Raw genomic sequence first — 25,869 nt, 5'->3', positions numbered from 1 at the left:
TCACCCCCGTTCCAGATTTTCAATGATGGTGGCGATACCCATGCCACCACCCACACACATAGCAACCAGGCCATAGCGTTTATTCTGCACGACCAGTTCATCCATCAACGTACCAATCAACATGGCCCCCGTTGCACCAAGCGGATGCCCCATGGCAATGGCCCCACCGTTCACGTTCACGGTGGCTGGGTCGAGCTCAAAGTCCTCCATGAATCGCAGCGTTACCGATGCAAAGGCTTCGTTGATTTCCCAAAGGTCGATGTCCTGCTTGGTCAGACCGGCAACCTTGAGCGCTTTTTCCGCAGCCGGCATCGGACCGGTCAACATGATGGTTGGGTCCGTCCCGACCAATGCCGTGCTGACGACGCGTGCCCGGGGCGTTAAATTGAATCGTTTCGTTTGCGCTTCATTACCGACCAGAAGCAAGGCGGCACCGTCGGCCAATCCGGATGAGTTACCGGCATGATGCCGATGCTGAATCTGTTCAACCTGCGGATATTTGTTACGAGCCACCACATCGAAGGCCATCTCGCCCATGCCCTGAAAAGAAGGTTTCAACGCGGACAACGTTTCCGGCGTGGTATCTCCGCGCACCAGTTCATCTTTGTTTAAAATGAAATGGCCATTGTCATCGACCACCGGTACCACCGAGCGCTGAAAAGCCCCTCGTTGCCAGGCCGCTTCTGCGCGTCGGTGCGACTCACTGGCAAATTGATCCAAACGATCACGATCGTAACCGCCTAAAGTAGCGATCAGATCGGCACCAATGCCCTGCGGCAGAAAACCGGTCTTTGCGTTGGTTTCCGGGTCCAGCGCCCAAGGGCCGCCGTCACTGAGAATGGGTACACGGGACATCGATTCGAATCCACCGGCGACCACCAATGTTTCCCAACCCGAACGAACCTTCATGGCCGCCAAGTTGACGGCTTCGGCACCGGAGGCACAAAACCGATTTAAGGTTACCCCGGCAATGTTGGTGTCCCAACCGGCGTACAAACTGGCAATTTTCGCAACGTCGCCACCCTGGTCGCCGATAGCAGAAACGCAACCAAGAACCACATCATCAATGGCGGCGGTGTCCAGTGGGTTTCGTTCCGTCAAGGTGTTCATCAGGTCTGCAACCAGTTTTATGGGCTTGACCTCATGCAGAGCACCACCCGGTTTGCCTTTACCGCGCGGTGTGCGAATGGCATCGAAAATGAGCGCGTCGTTCATCAGCTTCCCTCTTATTTTTATTGTCTCAGCGACGATAGCAGGTGCTGGGGAACACTCAATGACAATTCTGATCGACCTATTTGACCTGAGAGATCGTTATCCGACTTTACTTCAACAAATGCTAAAGTTCCCCGACAAAATGCCTATAATGTCTGTATTACAAAAGAAATGACCAACCTCGATACTTATGAATCCCATTAGCCTTTACATGCGTTTTTTCACACCATCGGCCGTTGAGCCTGCTCAGGAAGAGCGCTTGAACATCCTGTTGTTCTATACCTTCTTCGGCATCCTGATTTTTGTTTACAGCTTTTTCAAATGGCGTGGACTGGAGGTTCAACCGCTGGTCTGGACCGCCATTCTGGTTGGCATCACGTCGATCAGCAGTGCCGTTCTGTTGCGTTTGGGTGCGCCGGTCACGGCAGTCATGCAATTGTTTTTCTTCGGTGTATACGGCCATTCCCTGAACATGATTCTGCAAACCGGCGGCATTGCCTCACATCACATTCTCTGGACCATGGTGAACATTGTCATGGTGTTCCTGGTCGGTAATCGTCGGTCCAACGCCGTTTGGGCATTGGTGGTTCTCGCCGCACTGGTGTACTTCCTCGTCGGAGAATTTTCGTCCTCGATCACCATTCCAAACGTGGAACTGCCAGCGGATGCGTTACGGGTCGATAAAATATCCGGTTTCCTGTTGCCTCTGGTCATCGTCACCATCACTCAGTTTTACGGCCAGGTATTGCGCATACGCGCTATGGCCTCCGCCGAGCAGGCCACCAACGAAGCCCAGGCCGTTGCACAGGACCTGGAAGCCGGATCGGCAACCCTGAAAACCCTGATAGAACAGACCCAGGAAACGGTTGAAATCTTGGTCAACACTTCCGGTGAGTTACGTCAGGTCCAGTCCGATGTCGCCCTCAACAGCAGTCAGATTAACGAGCGTTCATCCGAACTCGAAGCCTCGTCGGCGTTTTTTAACGAACGACTGAAAGAAGTGTCCGATTCATTAAGCGACGGCAGTCAGCTGGTTGAAAAGATTTCCAGTGAAGCCAGTACGGCGTCCAGTCTGTCCGATGCCAGCAGCGTCACCATGGAAAAGGTCGTCGAGTCCATCGACCAAATTAAGGCCAACAACCAGGCCATTGAAACCGCAACATCGATGATTACCGGCATTGCTGAACAGACCAATCTGTTGGCGTTAAACGCAGCCATCGAGGCGGCCCGCGCCGGTGAAGCCGGTCGCGGCTTTGCGGTGGTCGCCGATGAAGTACGCGGGTTATCCCAACGCTCAACAGCCTCAGCAGATGAGATCCGCGAGCTGCTGGCGCGTTCGGTTCAGGGTGTGGATGCCGGCGTAGCGGTCGTCAACGAAGCGCGCGAAAAACTGCAACAGGTCGTCACCTCCGTTAACGGCATCAACCAATCGATCACCAGCGTTGCTGAAGAAATCACCAAGCAAACAGAAGACGTTCGTGAGATGGCGCAATCGTCGACCGAACTGGCCGACATCAGCACGCAGCAGTCGCAAGCGGCCGAACAGCTATCACACAGCCAGCGCCTGTTGACCGAACAGGCTGAAAAAGTTCAGCAACTGTCGGAAGCGATGCAAAAGCTGGTGCGGCAAAGCTAAGGCACTTCGCATAAAAAAAGGGGGCTCAAAGCCCCCTGAAAACACGCGCACGGTGCAGTCGGCGCGCATGACCCTGGTTAAACGGTTGTAAGACTGATCAGCATGGCCGATTGCGGATGCATAATCGGTAACTGAACACCCAGCTGCATCAAAAGCTCGCCGGTAAACTCCCCCGCCCCTTCAATCTGCAATGGCGATTTTTCTGTGCAATGGGCCGCGGTCCCTTCCGGAATCCAGAACTCGAGCCGGTAGGTCGTCTTGGCATCCAGCCCCAGCAAACGCAGTGGCGGTAAACGCATGGTTTCAGGCAAGCTCAACGTGGCAACGGCAAACAAGGCTTCCTCACCGTTTTCCGCAACGGTGCCATAGGCTTGCACGCTGTCCACACCCGTCGGCAACCGATAAAAGTCGCCATGATGAATCAAAGCCCGCTTATCTTTGTAGAGATTGACCAGCGCCAGAACCTCCTCGCGTTCCAATGCCGTTAAGGTGCTCGAATCCAGTTCGATACCGAAATGCGCGAACAACGCCGTGATGCCCCGAAACCCCAAATTGAGGACTCGGTTGGTTGTGGATGCCGGCGTTTTGCTTAAATGTGATCCCAGTACTTCGGGTGGGAAAAACAGCGAAGCGCCGTATTGCATACGCTGTCGTTCCAGCGCGTCGATGCAGTCCGACAACCAGATCCGTTGCGTGTGCTGCATCAGCCCGTAATCGATACGGCCGCCGCCGGATGAACAGTTTTCAATTTCGACATGAGGGTGCGCTTCACGGATGCGAGCCATCAACTGATACAGCGCCTGCGTTTGACGATGCACACTGGCAACGCCACCGCTGCCCGGCTGCACCAAATCGCGGTTCATGTCCCATTTGATATAGCGAATATCGTACTCAGTCAGAATGGCATCGATGGAATTCCACAGATACTCAGAGACTTCCGGTCGGGATAAATCCAGCACGTACTGGTAACGACCCAACAGCTGTTCATAGTCTTCCACCTGAAGCACCCAATCCGGATGCGCGCGATACAAATCAGAGTCCGGGTTGACCATTTCCGGTTCAAACCACAAACCAAACTCCATACCGCGCGCTTTGACGGCATCGATCAGATAATGCAATCCGCCCGGATGTTTCTGCATGTTCACCGTCCAGTCGCCAAGACCGGCATGATCATCGTCACGGGCACCAAACCAGCCGTCATCCAGAATAAAGCGTTCAACGCCCATGTCGGCGGCCTGATCGACCATGCGCAACAGATGCTCAGGCGTATGATCAAAATAAATCCCTTCCCAGGTATTCAGATGCACCGGACGCGGCACTTCCGCGACGCTCGGGTCAAGAACCTGTTGACGCAAATACCGGTGAAAACGCTGCGACAAGGCATTCAATCCATTCTGGGACCAGCTTCCGACGATTGTCGGCGTCTGATACGAATCACCGGGCGCTAACTCGATTTCACCCGGATACAGCCACTCCGCGAGCTGAATGTGCCGATCACCGTCGAAAAGCTGTTCCGCGACTAACCGGTGGTTTCCACTCCAGGCCAGGTGCAGCCCCCAGACTTCCCCCTGAGTGTCACTGAAGCCGGACTCGCCGGCAATCAGGGCCGGGAACGAGTCGTGAGCGGTTTTACCGCGTCGGCTCTCACGCACAACCTTAGACTCCGGCCACCGCTGTCGTTTGGTCACAAACTCCTGGATCCAGCGACCATGAAACGTCATCAGCTCGGCAGCACGCACCGGCATGGGAACGGATAATCCGAGATGATCCAACTGAAAGGCCTGTTCGCCTTCGTTCTTCAGTTCAGCCTGCAAAGTCAGAACATCCGACACCGGATCCAGGCAAACCGACAGGGTCAGGGACAACTGTGCAATCGGGTCACGACAGACAATTTCCGCTTCGCCTTTGGCGGTTTTCTGCATACTCGTCAACGTCATCTGACCGCCCCAACGCTGGCGCTGACTGTGGCCCAACAGCCCGGCCTCGCCATGGAAGCCGTGGCCGATTTCCGGCACCAGACTGAGGGTTGGAATTGCATCCAGATACCCGGCCGGGTGCGGTAACCCGTTCAATAGATCAAGGGAAGACAGGTCACTGTCCGCAGACAACCGAGCGCCCCAATAGACGAGTTTGGGTATACCACCGCGTTCGCTGCACAAAACGGCACTGCAGTGTTCAGACGTGAGGTGAAGCCAGTCGGACATAACATACTCCAAAACGATTGAGTCGAACCTGTGCAGTCACAGCGTTTCGCTCACACAATGAAAATCTTGCTGCTAATCTAAGGGGTATCGGCGTGATCGTCCTCTCGGAAAACGTTTCGGTATCTTCGAAAAGTAAGATTACCGATACCGGAGCGTTTCTGTTTGTTATGGTTGGGTTCTGGCGGCCGTCAGGGTCCGGCCAGGCGTAACTCAAACGCCGAGATTCATTCTGTGAGATTCGGGTACAGATATGCAGGAAGAAAAAGTCTACCAACCCAATGATCCGGTTAATCCGCTGTTTGTGCAGGACAACATCTATGTTGAAGAGCGCGAACCGGAGTGTATGGCTCAGGCACACTGGCACAGCCACATTGAGGTCAACATTCCTTATGGCGACGGTGTCGAATATGACATCAACGGAAAGTTCTTCCGATTACCGGAACGCCACCTCGGGTTATTCTGGGCGGCCATACCTCATCAGCTCACCAATCCGGGAAAGTGTCGTGAAATGTTCATTGCCTACATTCCCATGCAAACCATCATTGCCTGGAGCCAGTTGCAGCGACTCTATCGCGACATTGTTTCGCAGGCGGTACTGCACAGCCGGGTCGAGTATCCGATGCCCATCGACCAAATGCGCCGCTTAGTTGACGAATTTAATCGTAACGACGATGCCCTGAAAGCGGTGGTCAATGATGAACTGCAGTTGATGCTGAAACGAGCCAGTGCCTACGGTCTTGAACAACTGGTCGAACCGGTCATTGACAGTGATGACTCCGTTAAAGAAAAACGCACCTCTCAGTCACAGAAAATTCAGGCCATGCTCGAGTTCATTGCGAGCAATTACAAACAACCGATCGCCGTCACCGATGTGGCAGAGCATGTCCATCTGCATCCAAAGTACGCAATGCAGATGTTCAAAAACCTGATCGGAATTCCAATGAAACAATACATTAATCGCATGCGGCTGATGACCGCCAAGGATCTGCTGCGCGATACCGAACGCTCGATCATGGACATTGCACTGACCGTCGGTTTTAACAGCAACAACCGCTTTTACATTGTGTTCCGCCAATATGAGCAATGCACGCCGAAAGAATTTCGTAACCGGTATCGCTGAGTGAGTTCACCAACGCGAAAAGCCCTCAGTTGAGGGCTTTCAGACTAATGACAAAGTTACTACCGAGCTCAAGACGATGAAAAGGTAGCTCGCAAATGGACGTCGAAAACACGGAGGTTTTCGTCGAGCGTATCAGGACGATACTTGCAGCGTTCCATTTGAGAGCTACCTTTTTATCGGCGGGGTTTATCAACAAACAAATAGCCCTCATTTGAGGGCTATTTTGATGAACCAACCCGTTGGTTTAACGGTTATAGCGAAGGATCTTCTTGTTCGCTTTATCGAGAGCATCCTGAGCGTCGTCTTTGCCCAGCAAGATGGTTTGAACAGCGTTTTCCATCGCTTCATTAATGCGGGCACCGTTGTCGGCAATCGGAGCGAGGAACGTGTTGGCGTTCGCCATGGTCAGGAAAGCACTTGAGTCGATGCCTCGTGCCTGATGCGCTTGGGTGGTTTTTTCAGCCATCCCGTCGATGGCCGGGAAGACCACGCCTTTTTCAGCCACAACACTCTGACAGTCTGCAGAGCCCAGGTACTTCACCCACTGCCAGGCTTCTTCTTTGTGCTTCGAACCGGTCCAGATGGAATCGGCCAGCCCGTTAAACATGGTCGCGCGCTGTCCGGTTGGGCCAATCGGTAACGGAATCCACTGATAATTGCCTTTCACATTGTTGTCGAAGTAATTGATCATCCACGAGCCGTTTGGAACGATGGCCGCTTTGCCGGCGACAAACATGGAATCCGAGCCCAATGAACGGGTGTCCTGGAAGCTGGCAGACAAACCTTCTTCCGGCATGCGAGCCAGGTACTCCAGCGTTTCAGCCAGCTTCGGACTGTCGTAATTGAACTCGCCATCCCAAGGTTCAGGCTGATAAGTAAAGCCATTAGAGACGGCAAAATGGCCCCATTCGGTTTGGCCCATCATGCCGCCGGAGCCGGGGTTCTGATAACCGTAGACCGCAACATTGTCAGCATCGAAATCGGCAGACAGTGCGTTATTGCCATTTTCGTCAATGGTCAGTTTGCGGACGATCTGTTCAAAGCTGCCACCATCTTGTGGATTCCAGCTCATGTTGTTCAGCTCTTCCAAAGTAATGCCGGCGGCTTCGGCCATGTCCATGTTGACGATCATGGCAATGGTGTCCCAATCTTTCGGCAGACCGAACTGCGCGGCGTCACGTCCCCAGATGTCATACAGGCCACCGGAATATAAACTCGTATCAACGCCATCGCGGGCCACCCAATCAGACAAATCTACAAGCTGATTGTTCTTGGCAAACTCCGGATATTTTGCCAGGTGATTGGTAAACACATCGGGCGCGGTGCCGGAAACAAATCCGGTCGACAACGCGGTCCAGTAATCGTCCCAACCGGACTGAGTAATCTTAACGGTTATGTCCGGGTTGGCGGCCGTGAAATCCGCGGCACATTGTTGATAGGCCGGCAGCTGATTGGAATCCCACAAGACGTAACGGATTTCAGTAGCCTGAGCCATAACGCCGAGTCCGGCGGCCAGTGATGCGAGTGCTAAAGTACGAGTAATCATCGGGTGTATCCTCAATTGTTGTTATTTTCCGCCCGTAAACTGGACAGATTCGACGATGCGCCCACCAAAGGCTAAAAGCATGCCTAAGGTTGGCAGGGTAGCGACAACGGTTGCCGCCATCAGACCACCCCAATCGGGCTGGCCCTGGGGAGCCTGTGATTTAAATGATTGCAACGCGACCGGCAGCGTTTTCATGCTGTCTTCCGTGGTCACCAGAAATGGCCAGAGAAACTCATTCCACATGTTAATCATGGTGAGCGTGGCCACCGTTAACAGCGGACCAATACTCAACGGCAAGGCGATCTTGAAAAAGATCATCAGCGGGTTCAGACCATCGAGCTGTGCCGCCTCTTCCAGATCTTTTGGCATAGAGATAAAAAACTGGCGCATAAAGAACACGGCGAAGCCATGCATTAACAGAAACGGCGCCACCATACCCAAGTGCGTGTTCAGCAAACCAAGGTCACGAACCATGACAAAGTTGGGAATGAGCGTAACGACACCCGGAATCATCATGGAGGCGACAAAGGCACCGAAGAGAACCCGACTGCCATAAAACGGAACCCGGGCGAAGGCATAAGCCGCCATGGCACTGTTAAAGGTTTGTACGATGACAATCGAGATCGTGAAGATCAGCGAGTTCACCAGCGACAGCCCGAAATTAATGTTGGCACCGGAACCACCCGCGGCGATAGATTCATCGGTATCCAGCAGGCCAAAAACTTTTTTGTAATGCACCAGCGTCGGGTTATCAGGTACAAGCTGATTGGCCGAGGTGTAGAGATCTTCCGCTGGTACAAACGACGTTTTCGTCATGAACAGCAGAGGGAACACCGTGATGGTCAGCATGACAATCAGAATGATCCAGGCCAGCAATCGAGACAGGCTGATGCGTTTAACGTTGAAACGTTTTTTCAACGCTGACTGAGTTTGGGTTGGATTAAGCAAGGTCACTTTCGGAAGCCCTCATAATTTTCATCTGGAACAGGGTGTAAATCAGCATGACCAACGCCAGGGTCATGGACATCGCCGAGGCGTACCCCATCTTGTAAAAACTGAAGGCGTTCTGAATGATGTAGTAAACAATGACGCGTGTGGAATCCATGGGGCCGCCCATGGTCGTGACCGCAATGGTGTCAAAAATCTGGAACGAACCGGTGACACTGGTGACCAGTACAAACACCATCACCGGGCGCAGTAGTGGCAGCGTAATCATGCGGAACATTTTCCATTCGGATGCGCCTTCTAACGAGGCCGCTTCATAGAGATAGCGTGGAATGGTTTGCAGTCCGGCCAAAAACAACATGGCGCACAAGCCCATGTGCCGCCAGATGTTAATGGCCGCCACCGAGATCAGTGCCTGTTCCGGATCGCCCAGAAACGATTGGCGACCGATGCCGATGGCATCAAGAAAGAAGTTGACGATGCCGAGAATCGGATCGAGCATCCAAAGCCACACCATGGCCACCAGAACATTCGACAACAAGTACGGCAGCAGCACTGTGGCCTTCACAAACAACGATCGGGTCAGTCGATCCATCGCCACCGCCAGAAACAAACCGAGTACCACCTGCAGCGGAATGTTTAACAGTACGTAGTAGGCGGAGAGTTTCATGCCGTTCCAGAACTGACCGTCCTGAACCATTTCTATGTAGTTATCGAAACCGACAAACGTCGGTTCACTCAACAGATTCCAATCGGTAAAACTGATGGCAATGGCGCGAATGGCCGGCCAGGCGTAGAACAGGCTGAAGCCAACTAATGCCGGAAAGATCAGTCCGAAACCGATCAATGAACTCCGGATGTTTCCCGTCACTTGTGACATATCGACTTTCCCCTTATACGGGTTCGCTCTTATTGTTTTTCAGAACCTCCGGGTTGCCCCGGTATCGCTCTGATGACTAAGTCGAATATAGGCTCGAGCCAAACGCAGGTCTTCTCGATTCCCGGGCGGGTATTTTCGTTTTGTAAGGTTTTCAATCAGAAGCATGACCGAACGGGTCATTCATAAGGGAGGATAAAGCTGTTAAAGATAGAAAGGCGGGGAAACGGTTTGAACAGGCCGTTTCCCCGTTAAGCGGCTAATAAGGCGATAGTGGCCGTTAAGGCGCAAGCACCAGCGTCACCTGCGCCACCTGGTCAAGTGTACTCACCTGATCGGCACCGCGGACAATCTTCCCGAGATACACCAGGCCGCGAGCGTAACTCTGTTCACCATAAAACAAGGCCAGATTGCCCCACGGCGCAAAGACGGTCAGGTCACCCACCGAGGGGTCATACCCGGCCGGGGCATCGGCGGTGTCCCACTGAATGTCGGGATGCGCGATCTTTTCCTTGCCCGCGTAATCTTCGAAAGTCAGCGTCAACGGCAACGCCGCCAACAGGCTGTCGACCGTCGCGCTTTCATCCAGCTCGATTGCGATCTCCTGACCATCAAACTGCAGCAGCAGGTGTTGAGGTTGAGTCATAACAAGAGTCTCCTGAGTCCACGCCGATGCGGCCAGCAACAGGCTGACCGCAAGGGCGAAAATCGGCAGTGGCCGGCGCACGGTTTAGACCACCTGCTGGGTCGGACGGATCAGCACTTCACTGACCGCGACCGTATCGGGCGTGCTGACGGCGTAGGCAACGGCATCGGCAATGTCGTCGGCTGACAGACCAACACCTGGAATTTCAGAGGCCTGTCGCAACTGCTCACCAAACTCTTTATCAGCAATGGTTTGATACAGCTCAGTACTGACCAGCCCGGGGGAAATGATGGTCGAACGGATGTTGCTCTCACGCTCTTCCTGACGCAAACCTTCCATGATGGCGCGCACGGCGAACTTCGTTCCGCAGTACACGGCCGACCCCGGATACACCACATGACCGGCGACGGAATCGGTCGTCAAAATGTGGCCGGACTTCTGTTCTTTCATGATCGGCAGAACCGCCGCAATGCCGTTCAAAACACCCATGATGTTAATGTCGAGCATTTGCTGCCATTCATCGCGGTGCAACTCGCTCAGGTTAGCAGTCGGCATGATGCCGGCGTTATTGAAAATCGCATCCACACGCCCGAAGCGATCCATCGCCAGTTTTACCAGGCTTTCAACCTGCTCCGGTTTGGTCACATCGGTGGCCTGGAACAACACTTCAGCCCCGGTCACGGAATCGGCAATGGCTTTCAACCGGTCTTCACGACGGGCGCCAACCACCACGTTAGCTCCCTCGGCGGCCAGACGACGTGCGGTGGCTTCGCCAATGCCACTGCTGGCACCGGTAATGATAATAACTTTGTCTTTAATGCGGTCGTACATGTTGAACCTCCTCAGCGAACACGAACAGCACCGAGTCGACTTCTCACCGTCGGTCAGTACAGGATAATCGGGTTTCGGCAAAACGCCTGTCCCCGTCAGTGCGGCACACTGTAACGCCACAGCGCTGACCGCCATGACACCGAATCTTCAGAATTCTTGCCTATTTATCCAAACCCAAGGACAAACCGCTGATCGACGGACTACTATAAGAACCATATAACGATGGAGAATCCGCCATGGCACAGACATCGCACCCGCACAAAAATCGAGACGATCGTGAGTTTCTTCGGCTCAATCAGCGGCTTATCGAAAAAACAGCCTTCTGGACCGGTGATCAGAACCATTTCAACAGCGATGTTCCCGATATGCATTTCAGTCGCTGGACCCATCCGACCGATCCGGTGAGCTACACCTTAGGTGCCAGCCTTTGCCTTATTGCCCAGGGTCGGAAACAGGTGTTACTGGGAGAAGATGCCTACGAGTACCACGCCAACAGCTATCTGGTGACGTCGGTGGATCTGCCCATTGTTGCTCAGATCACCGAAGCCAGCGATGAGTACCCGTACCTCGGCATCATCATCGGGCTGGACACTCAGGTGTTAAGTGAACTGATGGTGGATGCCCGCCTGCCCTCCATTCCGGCGCGAAAAACCGAGCGCGGTATCGGAGTCAGTGAAATGTCGCTGTCGATCATGAAGTCTGTGCATCGTCTGGTGGAACTTCAGGACACCCCGCAGGACATTCCCATTCTGGCGCCACTGATTAAGAAAGAACTGTTTTACCATCTGCTGATGGGGCCACAAGGGGCACGGTTGCGACAGATGATTCTCAGCGGCAGTCACAGTCATCAGATTGCCCAGGCGATTCAGTGGCTGAAAGCGAACTTTCAGGCGTCGGATTCCATGGACGAGCTGGCCGATCGCATGAACATGAGCCGCTCCGGCTTTTATCAGCATTTTAAAGCCATCACGTCGCTCAGCCCGTTGCAGTATCGAAAACATTTACGCCTTCAGGAAGCCCGACGGCTCATGGTGGTAGAACAGCTTGATGCCACGACCGCCGCTTATCGGGTCGGGTATGAAAGCGCCACTCAGTTTAACCGCGAGTACAGCCGTCTGTTCGGAAAACCGCCGGCCAGTGATGCAGCGCTGTTGCGTGGTATGGGTCAGAGTACTGAGGAGTCGCAGGTGTTGACCGGCTGACATCGAACTGGCCCGGTCAGTGTCAGGCGCAGTGATCACCACTCACTCAGTGATCTCAGACCTGCAACCGGCTCATCGTTAACCTCGAGCCGGTTGTCGCCAACATCTGTTGCTGCCAGTCTGGCAACGAAATGTGGCTGACGATCAGCACCAGTTTTGTCTGCGCCAGGTGGCGCAGCGTCGGCATCAACATCTGTTGCGTCTGTCGATCCAGCCCTTCCAGTGGTTCGTCGAGCAACAACACCGGCGCCGGATTCAATACCGCCCGGGCCAGCAACAACCGTTTGCGCTCACCGCCACTGATTGGGATGCCACCATCCCCGAGCCATTGCGCCAGACGATCGGGCTCGGCCCAATCGCGAAGACCTGCCTGGGCCAGCGCACGACAACAGTCGTCGTCGGTGGCCAGCGGCGCACTCATCATCAGGTTCTCCCGCAACGTTCCGGAAAACACATGGCCGTTCTGTTCCGCCAGATGCAATCGCTGTCGGCGTTGCTCAGAGGAGTATTGCGTTAAATCGTTGTCGTTTAACCGTGCCTCGCCTCGTGATGGCAGCTCACCGGTCAGCCCCTGCAACAGACTGGATTTACCCAAACCGGTCGGCCCGGTCAGCAGATACAAACCTGGCCCAGTCAGTTGAACGGTCAACCCGTCCGAGTCACTGGCCGACGACCGTTCGCCCGCAAACTGCGTTAACGTTAAGGTGACCGGGGCTGTCACCTCAGTGGCGTGGCTCGCCGTGTTGGTCAACGGCGTTGAGTCGGTTTGGGACAGATCGGGCATCAGAGCCGATTGTGCAATGGCGCTCACCCCCGGCAAACTCCAGTCGCGAACGGACACCAAAATCATCAGCGGGACCACCACCAGCGGCGTCAGCCCCTGTGGGGTTACCGTCATCAACACCGGCAACGTCCAAACCAATCCCAAGGTCTGCAGGAGCGCTTCTGTCATCGGCATCAGGTTAAGCTGACGTCGGCGGTACTGACCGGCCAGGAGGGCTTTTCGTTCCAGATCTTGTCGGGTTTGCTGATCATCGGTCATGGACCAGAGCACGCTGGTGCGCAACCAGCGCTGTTGAGCGCGAAGGTACTCCGCCTGTGCGGCATCGGCCTGCGCCGTCCAGCGGCTGTTGATCTGGTGATACCCGACCAGCACCGCCGCCACGATCAGAACAAACGCCCACCAGACCCAGGCCACGTTGGGGAACAGAAAAGTCAGCAGCACGGCCAGACCGACCATCAGGCTGCCTAACGAGATCAGCGGCGACACCACGGCACTCCACAGCGCGGCGTACTGCTCGGTCTGTTGTTGTAAGGTTCGGGCACTGTCGGCCTGTTGAATATCGAGCCCGCCACGGAACACAGACGCCAGCAGATCGAAACGAATCTGTCGCAGACTGTCCAGCAGATGCAAGTGCCCAAGATATTTTTCAAAGTAACCGGAGGCTAAACGGATGATGGCCAGAAACCGGATGATGGCCGCCGGAATGACATAATTAAACCCCGCCAGTACACCGGCCTGACCCGCCAACGCGCAAGCGGCAATGAACCAGCCGGATAACCCGAGCAACGCCACCGCACTGACCAGATGCGTAAACAGGAGCACTAATGACAAGGCCGCACGTGTTTTCACTCAGCCACCTCCATCACGCGCTCACCATCCACCCACCAGTGGCGGTTAAAACCGACCGATGGCAAATCGTGGTGACTGATCCAAACGGACGTTCGTCCTTCTGTGGCCTGCACCAACAGCGGTAACAGATCGCTCTGTTCCGGCTCAGACAAATGCGCCAATGGTTCATCCAACAACACAACCGGCGCATCGAACAACAGCAACCGGGCTACGGCAAACTTTTGTTGCTGACCACCCGACAAGGGCGTGCGCTCGGCCATCACCGAATCCAATCCGGCGTCCAACTGCGCCAGCCAGTCACCCAACCCGACCTGTGTCAACGCACGGCGACAGTCATCATCGTAGCCATGCGGTTGCATCAGATTGTCGCGTACGGTGCCCTCCACAAACGGCGGATGCTGATCGAGATAAAACACCTGATCGCGCAGACTCGACAACGAACGAACCGATTGACCATTCAGCGTCAGAGTGTCGTGACGGAAATCTCTCAACCCCGCTAAGCCATCCAGCAAAACGGTTTTCCCGGCCCCGCTGGCACCGCTGAGCAAAACCCGATCGCCCGCGACCAACGTCAGCTCCGACAACTGCAACAAATACTGATCATCAAACCCAAACAGCTCAGCGTGCTGAATGGTTAATGCGTTGAAAGGTTTTACCAACGATTTATCGTGCTCAGGCTCGACCCAACTCAAGGTGTGTTGCCAGAGATCCGCCGAGGCGGTCGCTTCGGCTTTCACGTGATACAAGCGACCCAGCGTTTTTAGCTCCGCAAAAAAAGCGGGCGCCAGCAACAGCACAAATAAACCGGATGACAAGGTGGCGCCGGTGTCGTAAAAACCAAAGGGCACTTCCCCGAGCAAACTGAAGCCAACCAGAACGGCGATGAGCGCCATCGAGACGGTGGCAAAAAAGTCCAGCACCGACGACGACAGAAACGCCACTTTAAGCACGTCGGCCAACCGTTCGTTATGTTGCCGACTGCGCCGGTCAAACCGCTGTAACTGATCGGCTTCCTGATTCAGCAGTCGCACAGTCGACACCCCCGCAACCCGGTCGGCAAAAAAACCACCCAAGCGATTCAACACCTGCATGTGCTTACGCTGCACACTGGCGGTACCGGCCCCCACCAACCACATGAACAATGGCAACAGCGGTAAGGTGACCAGCAGAATCAATCCGGCCAACCAACTGATCGGAAACACAATGCCCAGCACCAGCAACGGCACGATGGCAATCAGTCGCTGTTGCGTTTTGTAGTCCAGCAGATAACTTTCCATCGCTGGCAGATGGCGAAAGCAGACATCCTGCCACGCGGTCACCGGTTTATAACGGATCAGCGCCCAGCGACGATGCGACAGTTCAGAGAAAAACCGTTGATAAAACGCCTGCTGAACCCGCTGCCCGAGATGGGCGCGCAAGCGGGCTTCAAGCCAACGCAGCCCAAACAGAACGGCGCCGACAACCACCGTTGTCAGCGCCGGAAATGGCTGATCAAGACCGTCCTGCAGAACAGCCCCGAGCCATGAAGAGAGCCGGTAAAACCACCACCACAGCAGCAGCGACCGGCTCAGTTGCAATGCGACGAGCCCCCAGCGACCTGCTGAGATGTCCGGCTCCAGTGCCGCCATTGGAGAGTTCAAACGTTACGCGTCCTCTTCTACGTCCGCGTCCCGATCCAGGTTTTCGGTCATCTCCAGCCACATGGCGTTAATGATGCCAAAGCTGCACGCCAAAAGGACGCCTAATATCCAAGTAAAGTACCACATTGTGCGCTCCTTAATAGATGGTGTGACCGTGACCGTCGGCCACGTCCTGTTCTTTAATGCGACCGCGCATCACCCAGAAACTCCACAGCGTATAGCCGAGGACAATCGGCACAAAAATCAGCGCCACATAAAACATAATCGACAGGGTTAAATGGCTGCTGGAGGCATCCCAGATGGTCAGCGACATGCCCGGATGCGACGAGCTTGGCATCAGGAACGGGAACATGGAAAAGCCAGCCGTCAGTATGATGCCCGCCAGCGTACCGGCCGAGCCAATAAACGCCCAACCACTGCGACCACGGATACTCAACAGACTGACCAGCACCGGTGCCACAATGCCCAGTACCGGCGCGACCAGCATCCACGGGTACTGAGCGTAGTTGTTCATCCACGCGCCCGACTCGGCCACCACGGTTTTGTGTAATGGGTTGGAGGCTGCATCGGTCACCACCGCGGAGGTGATCACGTAGCCATCGAGACCAAACGCCAACCAAAGCCCCGCCAGAATAAACAGCACCGGTGTGACAACACCCAGCACCAGACTTAAGAACCGCGCACGCTCACGAATGACGCCATCGGTTTTCAGTTGCAGCCAGGTCGAGCCGTGCAACAGCAACATGCCGACACTGATTAAACCGGCCAGGATGGCAAACGGATTCAACAGCGCAAAGAAGCTGCCGGTGTAGGTGACCTTCAACATGTCATCGAACACAAACGGCACACCCAACAATAAGTTGCCAAACGCCACGCCGAATATCAGGGAGGGCACAATGCCACCGGCAAACAGTGCCCAATCCCATAACGAACGCCAACGCGGATCGGTCAGTTTGCTGCGGTAATCAAAGCCAATCGGTCGCATCCACAACGCCATCAGCGTCAGCATGAGCGCCAGATAAAATCCGGAAAATGCCGTGGCGTAGATGAACGGGAACGCCGCAAAGATGGCACCGCCGGCGGTGATGAACCACACCTGATTGCCATCCCAATGCGGGCCAATGGTGTTGATCATCACGCGTCGGTCGTTATCGGTTTTCCCCACCAGCGTCAGCAGCGCACCGACGCCTAAGTCGAAACCGTCGGTAATGGCAAAGCCTATGAGCAGCACGCCCACCAACAACCACCAGATGATTCTCAGCGTTTCGTAATCCAACATCAGTGTGCCTCCTGCAGTTGTGGTTGAACGTCATCCGCATCTGTCGCTTCCGAATACGGGCCTTTTTTCGAGAACCTGATCATCAGATACATACCGGCGATGAACATCAGCGTATAGAACAGCGTGATGCCGATCAGGGAAATGACGATGTCACTGATCGCGAGATTAGACACCGCCGTATGCAGCGGCAGAATTTCGGCAATGGCCCACGGCTGACGACCGTATTCCGCGACGAACCAACCGGCTTCCGAGGCAATCCACGGGAATGGTAGCGTGAACAGAGCGACCTTCAGGAACCATCGCGGTTTGGTGATTCGGTGTTTGGCGCTGACCCAAAACGCATAGGCAAAGACGGCCAACATAAAGAAGCCGGAACCCACCATGATGCGGAATGCCCAGAACAGCGGCGCCACTGGCGGGATGCTGTAATCGACCGCCCGATCAATGGCTTCAGAACCGGGGTTACTCATGTCGGTGGTAAACGGCTCAACCAACAGTGCATAACCGAGATTCTCCTGATGCGCGTCGAACTGCTGCTGCTCGGCCGGTGTGGCGCTGCCGTCGCGTACGTCATCCAGCAGGTTATAAGCGATCAGACCGGATTCGATGTAGTCGCGATGTTCTTCTTTAAGATCTTTCAGACCCGTGACTTCTTCATCCAGCGAGCGGGTGGCAATGATGCCCATCGCCCATGGAATTTTGATCGCGAAGTCAGTGTGCTCCGCTTCCTGATTCGGGAACCCGATGACGGTAAAGGACGTGGGGGGTTCGTGCGTTTCCCATTCGGCCTCAATGGCGGCGAGTTTTACTTTCTGCACGTCGCCCAGTTCATAACCGCTTTCATCGCCCAACACGATAACGGACAACACCGAGGCCAGACCGAAGCTGGCGGCAATGGCAAACGAACGGCGGGCAAACGCGACATGACGATTTTTAAGTAAGTACCAGGACGAAATCGCCAGCACAAACACAGCGGCGGTCACATAACCGGCGGAAACGGTGTGCACAAACTTCACCTGCGCAACGGGGTTAAAGATCACCTCGGCGAAGCTGCTCATTTCCATGCGCATGGTTTCAGTGTTCAACGTCGAGCCGACCGGGTGCTGCATCCAGCCGTTGGCAATCAGAATCCATAAGGCCGAGAGGTTTGAACCAATGGCCACCAGCCAGGTAACAATTAAGTGCTTCACCTGCGAGAGTTTATCCCAGCCGAAGAAGAACAGACCGACCATGGTCGACTCGAGGAAGAACGCCATCAGCCCTTCAATCGCCAGTGGCGCACCGAAAATGTCGCCGACATAGTGGGAGTAGTAAGACCAGTTCATGCCGAACTGAAACTCCATGGTGATGCCGGTCGCAACCCCCAGAGCGAAGTTGATGCCAAACAACTTGCCCCAGAACTTGGTCATGTCTTTATAGACCTGTTTCTGAGTCATGACATACACCGACTCCATAATGGCCAGCATAAAGGTCATACCCAGCGTCAGGGGCACAAAAATAAAGTGGTACATCGCCGTCAGGGCAAATTGCAGCCTTGAAAGCTCGAGCAGCGTATCGGTCATGAACGTCTCCTTCCCAGCCTGAGTGCGCTTGTTATTCTAATTAGGTATATGCTTAGCATGATTTGCTATAGATCAAATCATACCCGATTCAGCCTACAAAACTGTTGTAAAAGTGTAAATAAAATACCCATTTAATTTTTAATTGATCTAACCAACCCTTTCCGCGCGATTTGTCCGGCCCCAAAACGAAAAAACCGCACTGTTGAGTGCGGTTTTTAGTTAGCCAAATGGTTGGTGTTTGTTAACGGACGTCTTCCAGAGACGGCTCAATCATCCATTCATGCCCTTTGAGCATCAGCGACCAGTAGATTTCCGGCAGCAGCCGTTCTTTCAGAATCCAGGCGGCTCGGGTTGGCTTGAGCCCATTGACCATCCATTTCGGGAAGCTTGGCAACAACTTACCGCCGTAACCAAACTCGGCGAGAACGATCTTGCCGCGCTCAACGGTTAATGGGCAGCTGCCGTAACCGTTGTACTGACTGACCTGGCGGCCTTCATGCAGCGATTCCACCAGATTGTGCGCCACCACCGGCGCCTGCATGCGCGCGGCCGCGGCGGTTTTGGCGTTCGGCGCGTTCATCACATCGCCCACGCCATAGATGTTGTCATAGCGTTTATGCTGCAACGAGTACTGATCCACATCGACCCAACCAGCGTCGTCAGCCAGCGGACTGCTGCGGATAAAATCGGGGGCCTGTTGTGGCGGCGTGACGTGCAGCATGTCGAAACCTACCTCTACCAGTTCATCCCGTGCCTGATCACCCACCTGTTTGAACCAGGCTTTTTTCGCGTCGCCGTCCACCTTCACTAACTGATGCTGAAAGTTCAGCGAGATGCCATAGGTTTTCACGTAATCCATCAACGCCGGGACATAGTCGGCCACACCAAACAGACCCGGTCCGGTATTAAAAAACTGAATGTCCATGGCACCCAAGCGCCCTTGCTTACGCCAATGGTCGGCCGACAGGTACATCACTTTCTGCGGTGCGCCCGCGCATTTGATTGGCATGGGCGGTTGGGTAAACACCGCCCGTCCATCCTGAAGCTGGCGAACCATCTGCCAGGTATAGGGCGCCAGGTCGAACCGATAGTTCGAGGTGACACCGTTTTTACCCAGGGTTTCCGACAGCCCTTCGATGCCGTCCCAGTTCAACTTCAAACCGGCCGCGACCACCAGCCGACGGTATTTCACCGGACGACAGCCTTCCAACAATACCTGGTCTTTTTCGGGTTCAAACTGAGCAACGGCCGATTTAATCCAATCGACGCCTTTGGGAATCAACGAGCCCATGGATCGTCGGGTTTTCTCGGGTTTAAACACGCCTGCCCCGACCAACGTCCAGCCGGGCTGGTAATAGTGATACTCAGCCGGATCGATCAGCGCAATGCTCAACCGGCTGTCGCGCTTTTGGATACTGCTGGCGGTTGCAATGCCCGCGGCACCGGCCCCGACGATGACCACATCGTAACTCGGAGTGTGAGCATCGCTGCGGGCCAGACCGGTCAGCCGACCGGCCAACCCGGAAATGTCATACCCGGACCGCGCCACCGCATTTTGAATGGACTCAAAACCCACGCCGTCTTGCGACTGAGCCAGCGCCCACAACGTGACCGAACGCATCCCGGTCCGGCAATAGGCATGGATGGGTTGCGCGGACGACTTCAGCAGCTCTTTAAACTGCGTCGCCTCTTCGTCTTTGACCGCACCGGAAATCACCGGTAAGTAATGCACCGACATGCCGTGTTGTTCGGCAAGCACCCGGATTTCGTCATGAGACACCTGATCGGCCCCTTCACCATCGGGCCGGTTAATAATCAGCGTTTGAATGCCGTTTTTGGCCAGCACGGCAACATCGTCTGCCTGCAGCTGGCCAGAGACACTGAACAGCTCATTTATCTGGCGGATATCCATAGTCACCTCGGTTATGTATCTGTGTATGAATTCATTAATTCTTATTTAGATAAATCTAATATATATTTTAAAAAACGCAAACTAGACGTTGGTCTAAGAGGCCTGGCAACTCGAGAACTTAAAGAGGGGACAGTCCCACCAACCAGGAACAGCATGCAGATCTAACAATATCCAAGCCTCCTGAAGACAGATGCCTGTCTTGCAAGAACAACACAAGGTCATGTTTTTCAAAACGAGGTTTGTTGTAACCAAGCGGGTACAGCCAGCGGTGAAGTGCGCGTTTTATTAGTGGTTGCCGTCGTTTTGCGTTGGTTTATCCGGAAATATCCCGAATACTTGTGCGCGAGCTTATTTAACTGGAAACCGGCGAACAGCTATCAGGAACAACTTATTACTCCCCCCGATTTCTGGGCGTTACAGGCGCAGCAAAGTCCGTAATACTTCGGCTCGCGCTTAAATATCATGCTTGTGAAATTGACAAGCAATTCGCAACGCCTCTACATTAGAGACTTAGAGCGCCGTAGGGTACAAATCCATTCCTTGCATACGCGGCGCAGGGATATATCGGCGGTAGCCGAGTAATAAACTGTTAGGTGAATAAATAGTGAGAATCGAGGCTCGACAAATGTTCCGCTCAAATGGACTAATTGATGATCTGGTTTTGTACGCAAAGCCAGAGGAATATAATCAATTTGCAGATTTTGTCGGCAAAGCTATTAGCTCTAAAAACCCGACTTTGATGCTATCAGAGTCTGATATATCAATTGAGATCATTCGAGATGAGACAGAAGAAGAGCTTTTTACCTCTCTCCAAAATAAAACGAATGACTACTTCTCAATGGATGATTGGAATAATAGAGATATCTTAAGAATCTATGGAAGCAACTGTGTTCTATCTAGCCTGCAAGAGTTTCTAAATGATCTTGCAGGTCGAGGAGAAGGCTATAGCTATATTAGTGAATACTCAGAAAAGGAAAACTACTCAAGTAATTCACCAGAGTGGCGGCTGCACGTTGAAATCACCTAACAAAGCCAAGCACAATCGCCCGCAAAAAGCGCAGGCTGGACTCGCTGACACTCGCCTGTGTTGGCGGCGTTAAACGGTATCTATATGAGCAAGATTGTTGAATTCCCTAGTCGGGAAATACGGAATGACCTTGAAATAGAAAACGCGCTGCGGGAGTCCCTTACAGAAAGGGGTTTTTCAGAAGAAACAGTAGCGCAAACAGTCTCAGCTATAATGCCGCTCATCAAAGAGTCTAAAACAGTTGTGGCGCAGGGACTCGATGCGCCGATTCCTGCCAGCATAAGTGAAAGAGATGTTTCTGAGCTTAAAGCCAGTTTGTCTACTTCGCTTCAGGCTTACCAGAGACAGGTAGGCGATTTCGCGCTGAAGATTCTTATGCTTCTGGCTATTGAGTATGCCAGTAATGCCAAGGGCTAGGGCAACGTTTAACAAGGCCAGGCACGGCGACGGCTTTTCCGTTGCGGCTTCGCCTTCACTACAAAGCCGCGCGTGCTAGCGGCGTTATGAATAAATTCAAGCAAAGGAGATCGATATGCAACCAATAATAGATGTGCTTACCGCGTATGGACCCGGCGTAGTGTTGTTTGTCATTGCGTCTGTCGGAATTTATAAGGTATTTCAAGGCAGTATTGATGGCCTAAAAAAATCGAATGAAGCTTTAGGGCAAACGAATAGCAGGTTTGAATCAGAAATAAAGGATATCCGAGCTGAACTTAAAGAGAGGCGTGAAGAAGCGCAAGAAGAGCGAGAACAAAGCAAAAAATACAGGGCTGAAGTAAAAGAATTAGGGAGCGCCGTTTCTTCGTTAGAAAATCAACTAGAAAAACAGAGCTCCCTCATAAAAAAACTTTTAGAAAATGTAGCCGAACTTAGCAAAGAGGTGAGTTCCATTAAGGAACAGCATTCTTCTTCTGTCGACAGAATCGATGATATCGCATCATCAATCGCTAACTTTACACACCACCTTGAGCATAGTAGTTCAGTTAATCCTGAGGTTATCGAATTCTTTGAAGAAAAGTTAAACGAGCACAACTTAGAACTCGTCAGGTTAAAGGATATGGTTGAGGGTATGTCACCAACAGCAGTTAGTATTCATGATGCTGTGCTATCAGTACTAGAAGAAGATGCTGAAGTTGTTACTCCGGAGGATCTAGAAGCGGTTCTTCATACAATGCTAGACGAAAGTGAAGACTAAATATTCATAACAAACGCAGTCACTCGGACCAACTTTCCGCTGCGCTTCAAGTTGTCCTGTGCTGCGGGTGTTAAGTACTTTTATGACGATGTCCCGGGAAGAATACATACAGAAGAAAAGGTTGGAGTCTGTCGAAGTTGCTTCGAAGATGCTGGATGGTACTCTGGATTACCTAGAAGGTGCGTTACTTCTAAGTGAGCTTCGTTTTGCAGTTGGCTTAGAAGACAGAGACGAGGACTTCGCTGCGTTCACTGGTGTTATGTCAGAAGTAGATCATTTACCTGTGGGTCCAGTGAGGATTCACTGGTCTAAATCTGCGCTAGAAAAACATCAGCCTGATATTGAGCGGGCAACCACTTGGGCTAAAGAATGCACTTTAGAAAACTGCAAATCTATAATTCGGCGATTTGGTACTTAACAAGAAATTGTTGGGTCAGCGCGCAAAACCGGTAACTCGGCGGGCTTTGGACTCGTAACCTCGCCGCAAAACAAAAATGTTAAGATTCTATGAAATGTAATAACTGCAATAATAAGCTTAAACGAAAGATTAGGTTTTGGATTAACCCAGCAGATGCTGTTGGTGGTTCCATAGTATTTGGGATTATCTTTTTGATTTTTTTCTTGATCGTAAGCTTCGTGATTGAAAATACTCGGGTTTCACTTGTACCCGCATTTCATGCCGCTGAAATAGGCGCTAACAACTGGTTCGATTTTATTGGAGAAGCTCTTGATGCAGTACTTAGTGTAGGGCTGTTTCTTTATCTCATATTTTGGGGCGGAGCTAAGTTTTCGAAGTACTTCTCATATTTGTTTGAGTTTAAGTTTAGTATTCATAAAAGTTGCAGTGTTTGTGGGGAAAAAACCGTTGTCGTAGATTTGCCCGAGCACCCCGAATCTTAACAAGACGTGGCTGAAACATGCCCGCTTTTATTAACCCGCTATCGCAGGCGGGCCTTCGACTGGCTATCGTTCGCGCCAGCGCAAGAACGTTACAAGAAAGTAATAGAGTCAAATACAATGGAAAGATCAAGTGAAGTCGATGCCTATATCGCGAATCAACCACAAAAGACATCTGAAGCATTATCAGAAATCCGAGAATATATTTGGGAAGCAGCCCCTCACGTTTCTGAGCATATGAATTACAAGATACCCGCATTTGCGTTAATCGAAGGTGGCAAGCGCGAACAACAAATCATGATTGCAGGCTATGCAAAGCATATTGGGTTTTATCCCCATCCGGATACCATTGAGGCCTTTCAAGAACGGCTGAGTGAATTCAAGTATGCGAAAGGCTCTATCCAGTTCCCATTAAACAAACCCTTGCCAAAACAATTAATCATTGAAATGGTTAAGTTTAGGAACGCTCAAGTCCGTGGTTAACCTACCCCATAACAATTGCAGGCAATGGCAGCGGAAAGACCGGCCATTGCTACAAACGAATGCTCTAATCGGCACTTACTACTTATGAAAATCGTTCAAATAGAGTTTGAGTCAGGCGAAGCTGAACAGTTATTGCGGTTATTAAACTCAGAATGGAACGACTTAAGCGTATTCGAAAAGTGTCGGTCTGGGTTGCCTATTCCCAGGCCAATTGCGGTTCTGCATGAAGGTAGGGTTATTGGCGGTGCCTCGTTTACCTCATTTTTGGAGCCAGATGGCAATGATGAGGTTATTTGGTTAAATGCCCTTTATGTTCTACCTGAGTTTCGGGGTAAGGGTATCGCTTCTAAGCTCGTTGACCTCGCGGTGAGCGTTTCGCCAATGCTTTATGCACTTACAGACATTCCACAGTTGTATACAAAACAGGGCTGGAAAGTGAAAAAAGAGGTCGAAAATGGCACTGTGGTAACTACGTAACAAGCGACTATGGTTAAAAGCACCGTACTCACCACGAACATTATGCCATTTCAATACCGTTGCCCTGCCCAATCCGTTAACCTTATGAACAAAAATTCTCGGTACTTATAAAGGTGAATCTCTAATAATGAGCGATCAGCAACCCAACAACCCATTACACGGCCTCACACTCGAAAAGATTGTAACGAGTTTGGTGGCACACTACGGATGGAGCGGACTCGCTCAGAGAATCGACATTAACTGCTTTAAGAGTGACCCGTCCATTAAGTCTTCGTTGAAATTCTTACGAAAGACTCAATGGGCAAGAGACAAAGTCGAAAAGCTGTATATTTCAACGTTTTCGAACGACTCCCCTTGGGGGAGACCCTGAAGCTAAAGCCATGCTAGGGCTGCGAGTATGCTTTTAATAACGCTGTAGTCAGCTGCTATTGAACTGAGCCTCCGGCCTAACCCAAAAACATCATCAGGAACATACGAGGGACGATGCGACAACTCACTCTAATACTCCTTTTTTGCTTGCCGCTTGTGCACGCAGTGGAGATCGCACAAGGCGATAACCGATATAACCTGAGCACACTCTCGTCCGAACTATCGCAGGACTATCGAACTGAGATGAACCTGACGACGGTCATCGTTGTCGCCTCCGATGAAAGCATCCAGTCGTACATCGACCAATGGGCCGTTTTGGAGACTGTCGATGCTGAAAGCCATCAGCTTATCTACGTCTCGGCGTTGGCGCATGGGCAGCCGGATAAAGATGGATATTATATCGATGCTGATGGTGCACAATCGTTACTGTCTGATGGGGATTTTTCAGTGCATTTGTATTCATCATCCGGGAGGTTAATCCTGCGCTCAAATAACGTACTACCTGCCAAGGCGATCATTGAGTACGCGTCTCAGTACTGAATCGGTTCGCCTAAACCGGGCATTCCACACGTAGCTCAACTCGTATACTTTTATGTTTCATTCGCACCCTAGAAGGACACCCCTTGAGCACAGCATTCCTAATCGCTTCGTCCCGGCCACAGGGCAATACCGTTCAGCTTGCAAACCTGGTCGCTGAAAAGCTGAGCCGTGTCTCTGTCTTTAACTTAGATGATTACGACATTTCCGTGTACGACTATGAGCACCGAAACCGCCACGACGATTTTTTACCCCTCATTGAGAAACTGGTTTCGTTTGACCATGTTGTGTTTGTAACTCCGGTGTATTGGTACGCGATGAGCGCGCAGCTTAAAATCTTTTTTGACCGTTTTTCCGATCTGCTAACCATCGAGAAAAACTTAGGTAGGAAGCTAAAAGGCTTGAACTGCTCGGTGATTGCAACGGGCAGTTGGGATTACCCGCCACCCTGCTTTGAAGATGTATTCAAGCTGACCTTTAGCTATTTAGGCATGCCCTATCAGGGAATGCTTTATTGCCCCGTCGACGAGGATATTGACCCGAACCACTCGATACCTGGCATAAGCGAGTTTGTCGCGCGCCTCCAAGGGTAGGCGTTCATAAAAACGAGCGTCATCCCCTCACGTTCTGCCTGCCCCC

At 52.6% G+C, this 25,869-nt stretch carries 24 protein-coding genes; 11 read left to right on the top strand and 13 right to left on the bottom strand.

Translation table 11 applies throughout. From position 1 onward, the window contains the following. Positions 1 to 1,215: an acetyl-CoA C-acetyltransferase gene (locus tag MED297_RS14050; RefSeq protein WP_008046022.1), complete on the bottom strand. Its 1,215-nt coding sequence runs from the start codon at positions 1,213 to 1,215 to the stop codon at positions 1 to 3. Positions 1,216 to 1,402: 187 nt separating this feature from the next. Here MED297_RS14050 and MED297_RS22635 point away from each other — a divergent pair, with 187 nt between their 5' ends. Beyond that, the gene (locus tag MED297_RS22635) at positions 1,403 to 2,848 is read left to right on the top strand and encodes a methyl-accepting chemotaxis protein (protein ID WP_083779436.1); all 1,446 of its coding nucleotides are present in this window, start codon (positions 1,403 to 1,405) and stop codon (positions 2,846 to 2,848) included. Positions 2,849 to 2,925: 77 nt separating this feature from the next. Here MED297_RS22635 and MED297_RS14035 read toward each other — a convergent pair whose 3' ends face one another. Continuing rightward, complete coding sequence (locus MED297_RS14035; protein WP_008046020.1) at positions 2,926 to 5,052, bottom strand: alpha-galactosidase; 2,127 nt, start codon at positions 5,050 to 5,052, stop codon at positions 2,926 to 2,928. A 250-nt stretch (positions 5,053 to 5,302) separates the two neighbouring features. Between MED297_RS14035 and melR the strand changes: the two genes are divergently transcribed. After that, a complete protein-coding gene (gene melR / locus MED297_RS14030; RefSeq protein ID WP_008046019.1) occupies positions 5,303 to 6,172 on the top strand; it encodes a transcriptional regulator MelR in 870 nt (289 codons plus the stop codon). A gap of 244 nt (positions 6,173 to 6,416) precedes the next feature. On the opposite strand, the gene MED297_RS14025 is transcribed toward melR, so the two are convergent. The 5 genes from MED297_RS14025 to MED297_RS14005 form a co-directional block, all read right to left on the bottom strand. Then, positions 6,417 to 7,718 (bottom strand): ABC transporter substrate-binding protein, encoded by a 1,302-nt coding sequence (locus tag MED297_RS14025; RefSeq protein ID WP_008046017.1) that lies wholly within the window; start codon positions 7,716 to 7,718, stop codon positions 6,417 to 6,419. Between the two features lie 21 nt (positions 7,719 to 7,739). Beyond that, a complete protein-coding gene (locus MED297_RS14020) occupies positions 7,740 to 8,672 on the bottom strand; it encodes a carbohydrate ABC transporter permease (protein WP_008046016.1) in 933 nt (310 codons plus the stop codon). After that, positions 8,659 to 9,543: a carbohydrate ABC transporter permease gene (locus tag MED297_RS14015; RefSeq protein ID WP_008046014.1), complete on the bottom strand. Its 885-nt coding sequence runs from the start codon at positions 9,541 to 9,543 to the stop codon at positions 8,659 to 8,661. Before MED297_RS14015 ends, MED297_RS14020 begins: the two co-directional genes overlap by 14 nt. Positions 9,544 to 9,820: 277 nt before the next feature. Then, positions 9,821 to 10,186: a cyclophilin-like fold protein gene (locus MED297_RS14010; protein ID WP_040557405.1), complete on the bottom strand. Its 366-nt coding sequence runs from the start codon at positions 10,184 to 10,186 to the stop codon at positions 9,821 to 9,823. A gap of 84 nt (positions 10,187 to 10,270) precedes the next feature. After that, on the bottom strand, positions 10,271 to 11,017 hold the full coding sequence (locus MED297_RS14005) for an SDR family oxidoreductase (protein WP_008046010.1): 747 nt from the start codon (positions 11,015 to 11,017) through the stop codon (positions 10,271 to 10,273). Between the two features lie 236 nt (positions 11,018 to 11,253). Here MED297_RS14005 and MED297_RS14000 point away from each other — a divergent pair, with 236 nt between their 5' ends. Beyond that, positions 11,254 to 12,219 carry an AraC family transcriptional regulator gene (locus tag MED297_RS14000; RefSeq protein WP_008046005.1) on the top strand — a complete coding sequence of 322 codons (966 nt, stop codon included), beginning with the start codon at positions 11,254 to 11,256 and terminating at the stop codon, positions 12,217 to 12,219. Positions 12,220 to 12,274: 55 nt separating this feature from the next. Here MED297_RS14000 and MED297_RS13995 read toward each other — a convergent pair whose 3' ends face one another. The 6 genes from MED297_RS13995 to MED297_RS13970 form a co-directional block, all read right to left on the bottom strand. Then, entirely contained in the window at positions 12,275 to 13,852 is a 1,578-nt protein-coding gene (locus tag MED297_RS13995; RefSeq protein ID WP_008046004.1) for an ATP-binding cassette domain-containing protein, read from the bottom strand. Continuing rightward, positions 13,849 to 15,492 (bottom strand): ATP-binding cassette domain-containing protein, encoded by a 1,644-nt coding sequence (locus MED297_RS13990; RefSeq protein ID WP_154650951.1) that lies wholly within the window; start codon positions 15,490 to 15,492, stop codon positions 13,849 to 13,851. Before MED297_RS13990 ends, MED297_RS13995 begins: the two co-directional genes overlap by 4 nt. 3 nt (positions 15,493 to 15,495) lie before the next feature. Further along, the gene (gene cydX / locus MED297_RS21920; RefSeq protein WP_008046001.1) at positions 15,496 to 15,618 is read right to left on the bottom strand and encodes a cytochrome bd-I oxidase subunit CydX; all 123 of its coding nucleotides are present in this window, start codon (positions 15,616 to 15,618) and stop codon (positions 15,496 to 15,498) included. A gap of 10 nt (positions 15,619 to 15,628) precedes the next feature. Further along, the gene (gene cydB, locus MED297_RS13980) at positions 15,629 to 16,771 is read right to left on the bottom strand and encodes a cytochrome d ubiquinol oxidase subunit II (RefSeq protein ID WP_008045999.1); all 1,143 of its coding nucleotides are present in this window, start codon (positions 16,769 to 16,771) and stop codon (positions 15,629 to 15,631) included. After that, complete coding sequence (locus tag MED297_RS13975) at positions 16,771 to 18,333, bottom strand: cytochrome ubiquinol oxidase subunit I (protein WP_008045997.1); 1,563 nt, start codon at positions 18,331 to 18,333, stop codon at positions 16,771 to 16,773. The genes cydB and MED297_RS13975 overlap by 1 nt, the downstream gene beginning before the upstream one ends. Before the next feature lie 241 nt (positions 18,334 to 18,574). Continuing rightward, positions 18,575 to 20,245 carry a bifunctional protein tyrosine phosphatase family protein/NAD(P)/FAD-dependent oxidoreductase gene (locus MED297_RS13970; protein WP_008045995.1) on the bottom strand — a complete coding sequence of 557 codons (1,671 nt, stop codon included), beginning with the start codon at positions 20,243 to 20,245 and terminating at the stop codon, positions 18,575 to 18,577. A gap of 625 nt (positions 20,246 to 20,870) precedes the next feature. On the opposite strand from MED297_RS13970, the gene MED297_RS13965 reads away from it, so the two are divergent. The 8 genes from MED297_RS13965 to MED297_RS13920 all read left to right on the top strand — a co-directional run bounded on the left by MED297_RS13965 (position 20,871) and on the right by MED297_RS13920 (position 25,823). Continuing rightward, a complete protein-coding gene (locus MED297_RS13965) occupies positions 20,871 to 21,272 on the top strand; it encodes a hypothetical protein (protein ID WP_008045993.1) in 402 nt (133 codons plus the stop codon). 84 nt (positions 21,273 to 21,356) lie between these two features. Beyond that, complete coding sequence (locus MED297_RS13960) at positions 21,357 to 21,689, top strand: hypothetical protein (protein WP_008045334.1); 333 nt, start codon at positions 21,357 to 21,359, stop codon at positions 21,687 to 21,689. A gap of 115 nt (positions 21,690 to 21,804) precedes the next feature. Further along, positions 21,805 to 22,467 carry a coiled-coil domain-containing protein gene (locus MED297_RS13955; RefSeq protein ID WP_008045986.1) on the top strand — a complete coding sequence of 221 codons (663 nt, stop codon included), beginning with the start codon at positions 21,805 to 21,807 and terminating at the stop codon, positions 22,465 to 22,467. A 1,017-nt stretch (positions 22,468 to 23,484) separates the two neighbouring features. Beyond that, positions 23,485 to 23,847 (top strand): iron chaperone, encoded by a 363-nt coding sequence (locus MED297_RS13940; RefSeq protein WP_008045964.1) that lies wholly within the window; start codon positions 23,485 to 23,487, stop codon positions 23,845 to 23,847. Between the two features lie 84 nt (positions 23,848 to 23,931). After that, on the top strand, positions 23,932 to 24,324 hold the full coding sequence (locus tag MED297_RS13935) for a GNAT family N-acetyltransferase (RefSeq protein WP_008045963.1): 393 nt from the start codon (positions 23,932 to 23,934) through the stop codon (positions 24,322 to 24,324). 127 nt (positions 24,325 to 24,451) lie between these two features. Beyond that, complete coding sequence (locus MED297_RS13930; protein ID WP_008045962.1) at positions 24,452 to 24,694, top strand: VF530 family protein; 243 nt, start codon at positions 24,452 to 24,454, stop codon at positions 24,692 to 24,694. A gap of 164 nt (positions 24,695 to 24,858) precedes the next feature. After that, positions 24,859 to 25,233, top strand: a complete 375-nt coding sequence (locus MED297_RS13925) for a hypothetical protein (RefSeq protein ID WP_154650948.1) — start codon at positions 24,859 to 24,861, stop codon at positions 25,231 to 25,233. Positions 25,234 to 25,316: 83 nt separating this feature from the next. Further along, positions 25,317 to 25,823, top strand: a complete 507-nt coding sequence (locus MED297_RS13920; protein ID WP_008045960.1) for a flavodoxin family protein — start codon at positions 25,317 to 25,319, stop codon at positions 25,821 to 25,823. Positions 25,824 to 25,869: the final 46 nt, after the last annotated feature.

The organism is Reinekea blandensis MED297, from assembly GCF_000153185.1.
Classification (GTDB): Bacteria; Pseudomonadota; Gammaproteobacteria; order Pseudomonadales; family Natronospirillaceae; genus Reinekea; species Reinekea blandensis.
This window is presented reverse-complemented; position numbering and strand designations above follow the sequence as displayed.

Coding starts and splice junctions, on each gene's coding strand:
- MED297_RS14050 (WP_008046022.1), bottom strand. CDS start 1,215: ATGAACGACGCGCTCATTTTCGATGCCATTCGCACACCGCGCGGTAAA.
- MED297_RS22635 (WP_083779436.1), top strand. CDS start 1,403: ATGAATCCCATTAGCCTTTACATGCGTTTTTTCACACCATCGGCCGTT.
- MED297_RS14035 (WP_008046020.1), bottom strand. CDS start 5,052: ATGTCCGACTGGCTTCACCTCACGTCTGAACACTGCAGTGCCGTTTTG.
- melR (WP_008046019.1), top strand. CDS start 5,303: ATGCAGGAAGAAAAAGTCTACCAACCCAATGATCCGGTTAATCCGCTG.
- MED297_RS14025 (WP_008046017.1), bottom strand. CDS start 7,718: ATGATTACTCGTACTTTAGCACTCGCATCACTGGCCGCCGGACTCGGC.
- MED297_RS14015 (WP_008046014.1), bottom strand. CDS start 9,543: ATGTCACAAGTGACGGGAAACATCCGGAGTTCATTGATCGGTTTCGGA.
- MED297_RS14010 (WP_040557405.1), bottom strand. CDS start 10,186: ATGACTCAACCTCAACACCTGCTGCTGCAGTTTGATGGTCAGGAGATC.
- MED297_RS14005 (WP_008046010.1), bottom strand. CDS start 11,017: ATGTACGACCGCATTAAAGACAAAGTTATTATCATTACCGGTGCCAGC.
- MED297_RS14000 (WP_008046005.1), top strand. CDS start 11,254: ATGGCACAGACATCGCACCCGCACAAAAATCGAGACGATCGTGAGTTT.
- cydX (WP_008046001.1), bottom strand. CDS start 15,618: ATGTGGTACTTTACTTGGATATTAGGCGTCCTTTTGGCGTGCAGCTTT.
- cydB (WP_008045999.1), bottom strand. CDS start 16,771: ATGTTGGATTACGAAACGCTGAGAATCATCTGGTGGTTGTTGGTGGGC.
- MED297_RS13975 (WP_008045997.1), bottom strand. CDS start 18,333: ATGACCGATACGCTGCTCGAGCTTTCAAGGCTGCAATTTGCCCTGACG.
- MED297_RS13970 (WP_008045995.1), bottom strand. CDS start 20,245: ATGGATATCCGCCAGATAAATGAGCTGTTCAGTGTCTCTGGCCAGCTG.
- MED297_RS13965 (WP_008045993.1), top strand. CDS start 20,871: ATGTTCCGCTCAAATGGACTAATTGATGATCTGGTTTTGTACGCAAAG.
- MED297_RS13960 (WP_008045334.1), top strand. CDS start 21,357: ATGAGCAAGATTGTTGAATTCCCTAGTCGGGAAATACGGAATGACCTT.
- MED297_RS13955 (WP_008045986.1), top strand. CDS start 21,805: ATGCAACCAATAATAGATGTGCTTACCGCGTATGGACCCGGCGTAGTG.
- MED297_RS13940 (WP_008045964.1), top strand. CDS start 23,485: ATGGAAAGATCAAGTGAAGTCGATGCCTATATCGCGAATCAACCACAA.
- MED297_RS13935 (WP_008045963.1), top strand. CDS start 23,932: ATGAAAATCGTTCAAATAGAGTTTGAGTCAGGCGAAGCTGAACAGTTA.
- MED297_RS13930 (WP_008045962.1), top strand. CDS start 24,452: ATGAGCGATCAGCAACCCAACAACCCATTACACGGCCTCACACTCGAA.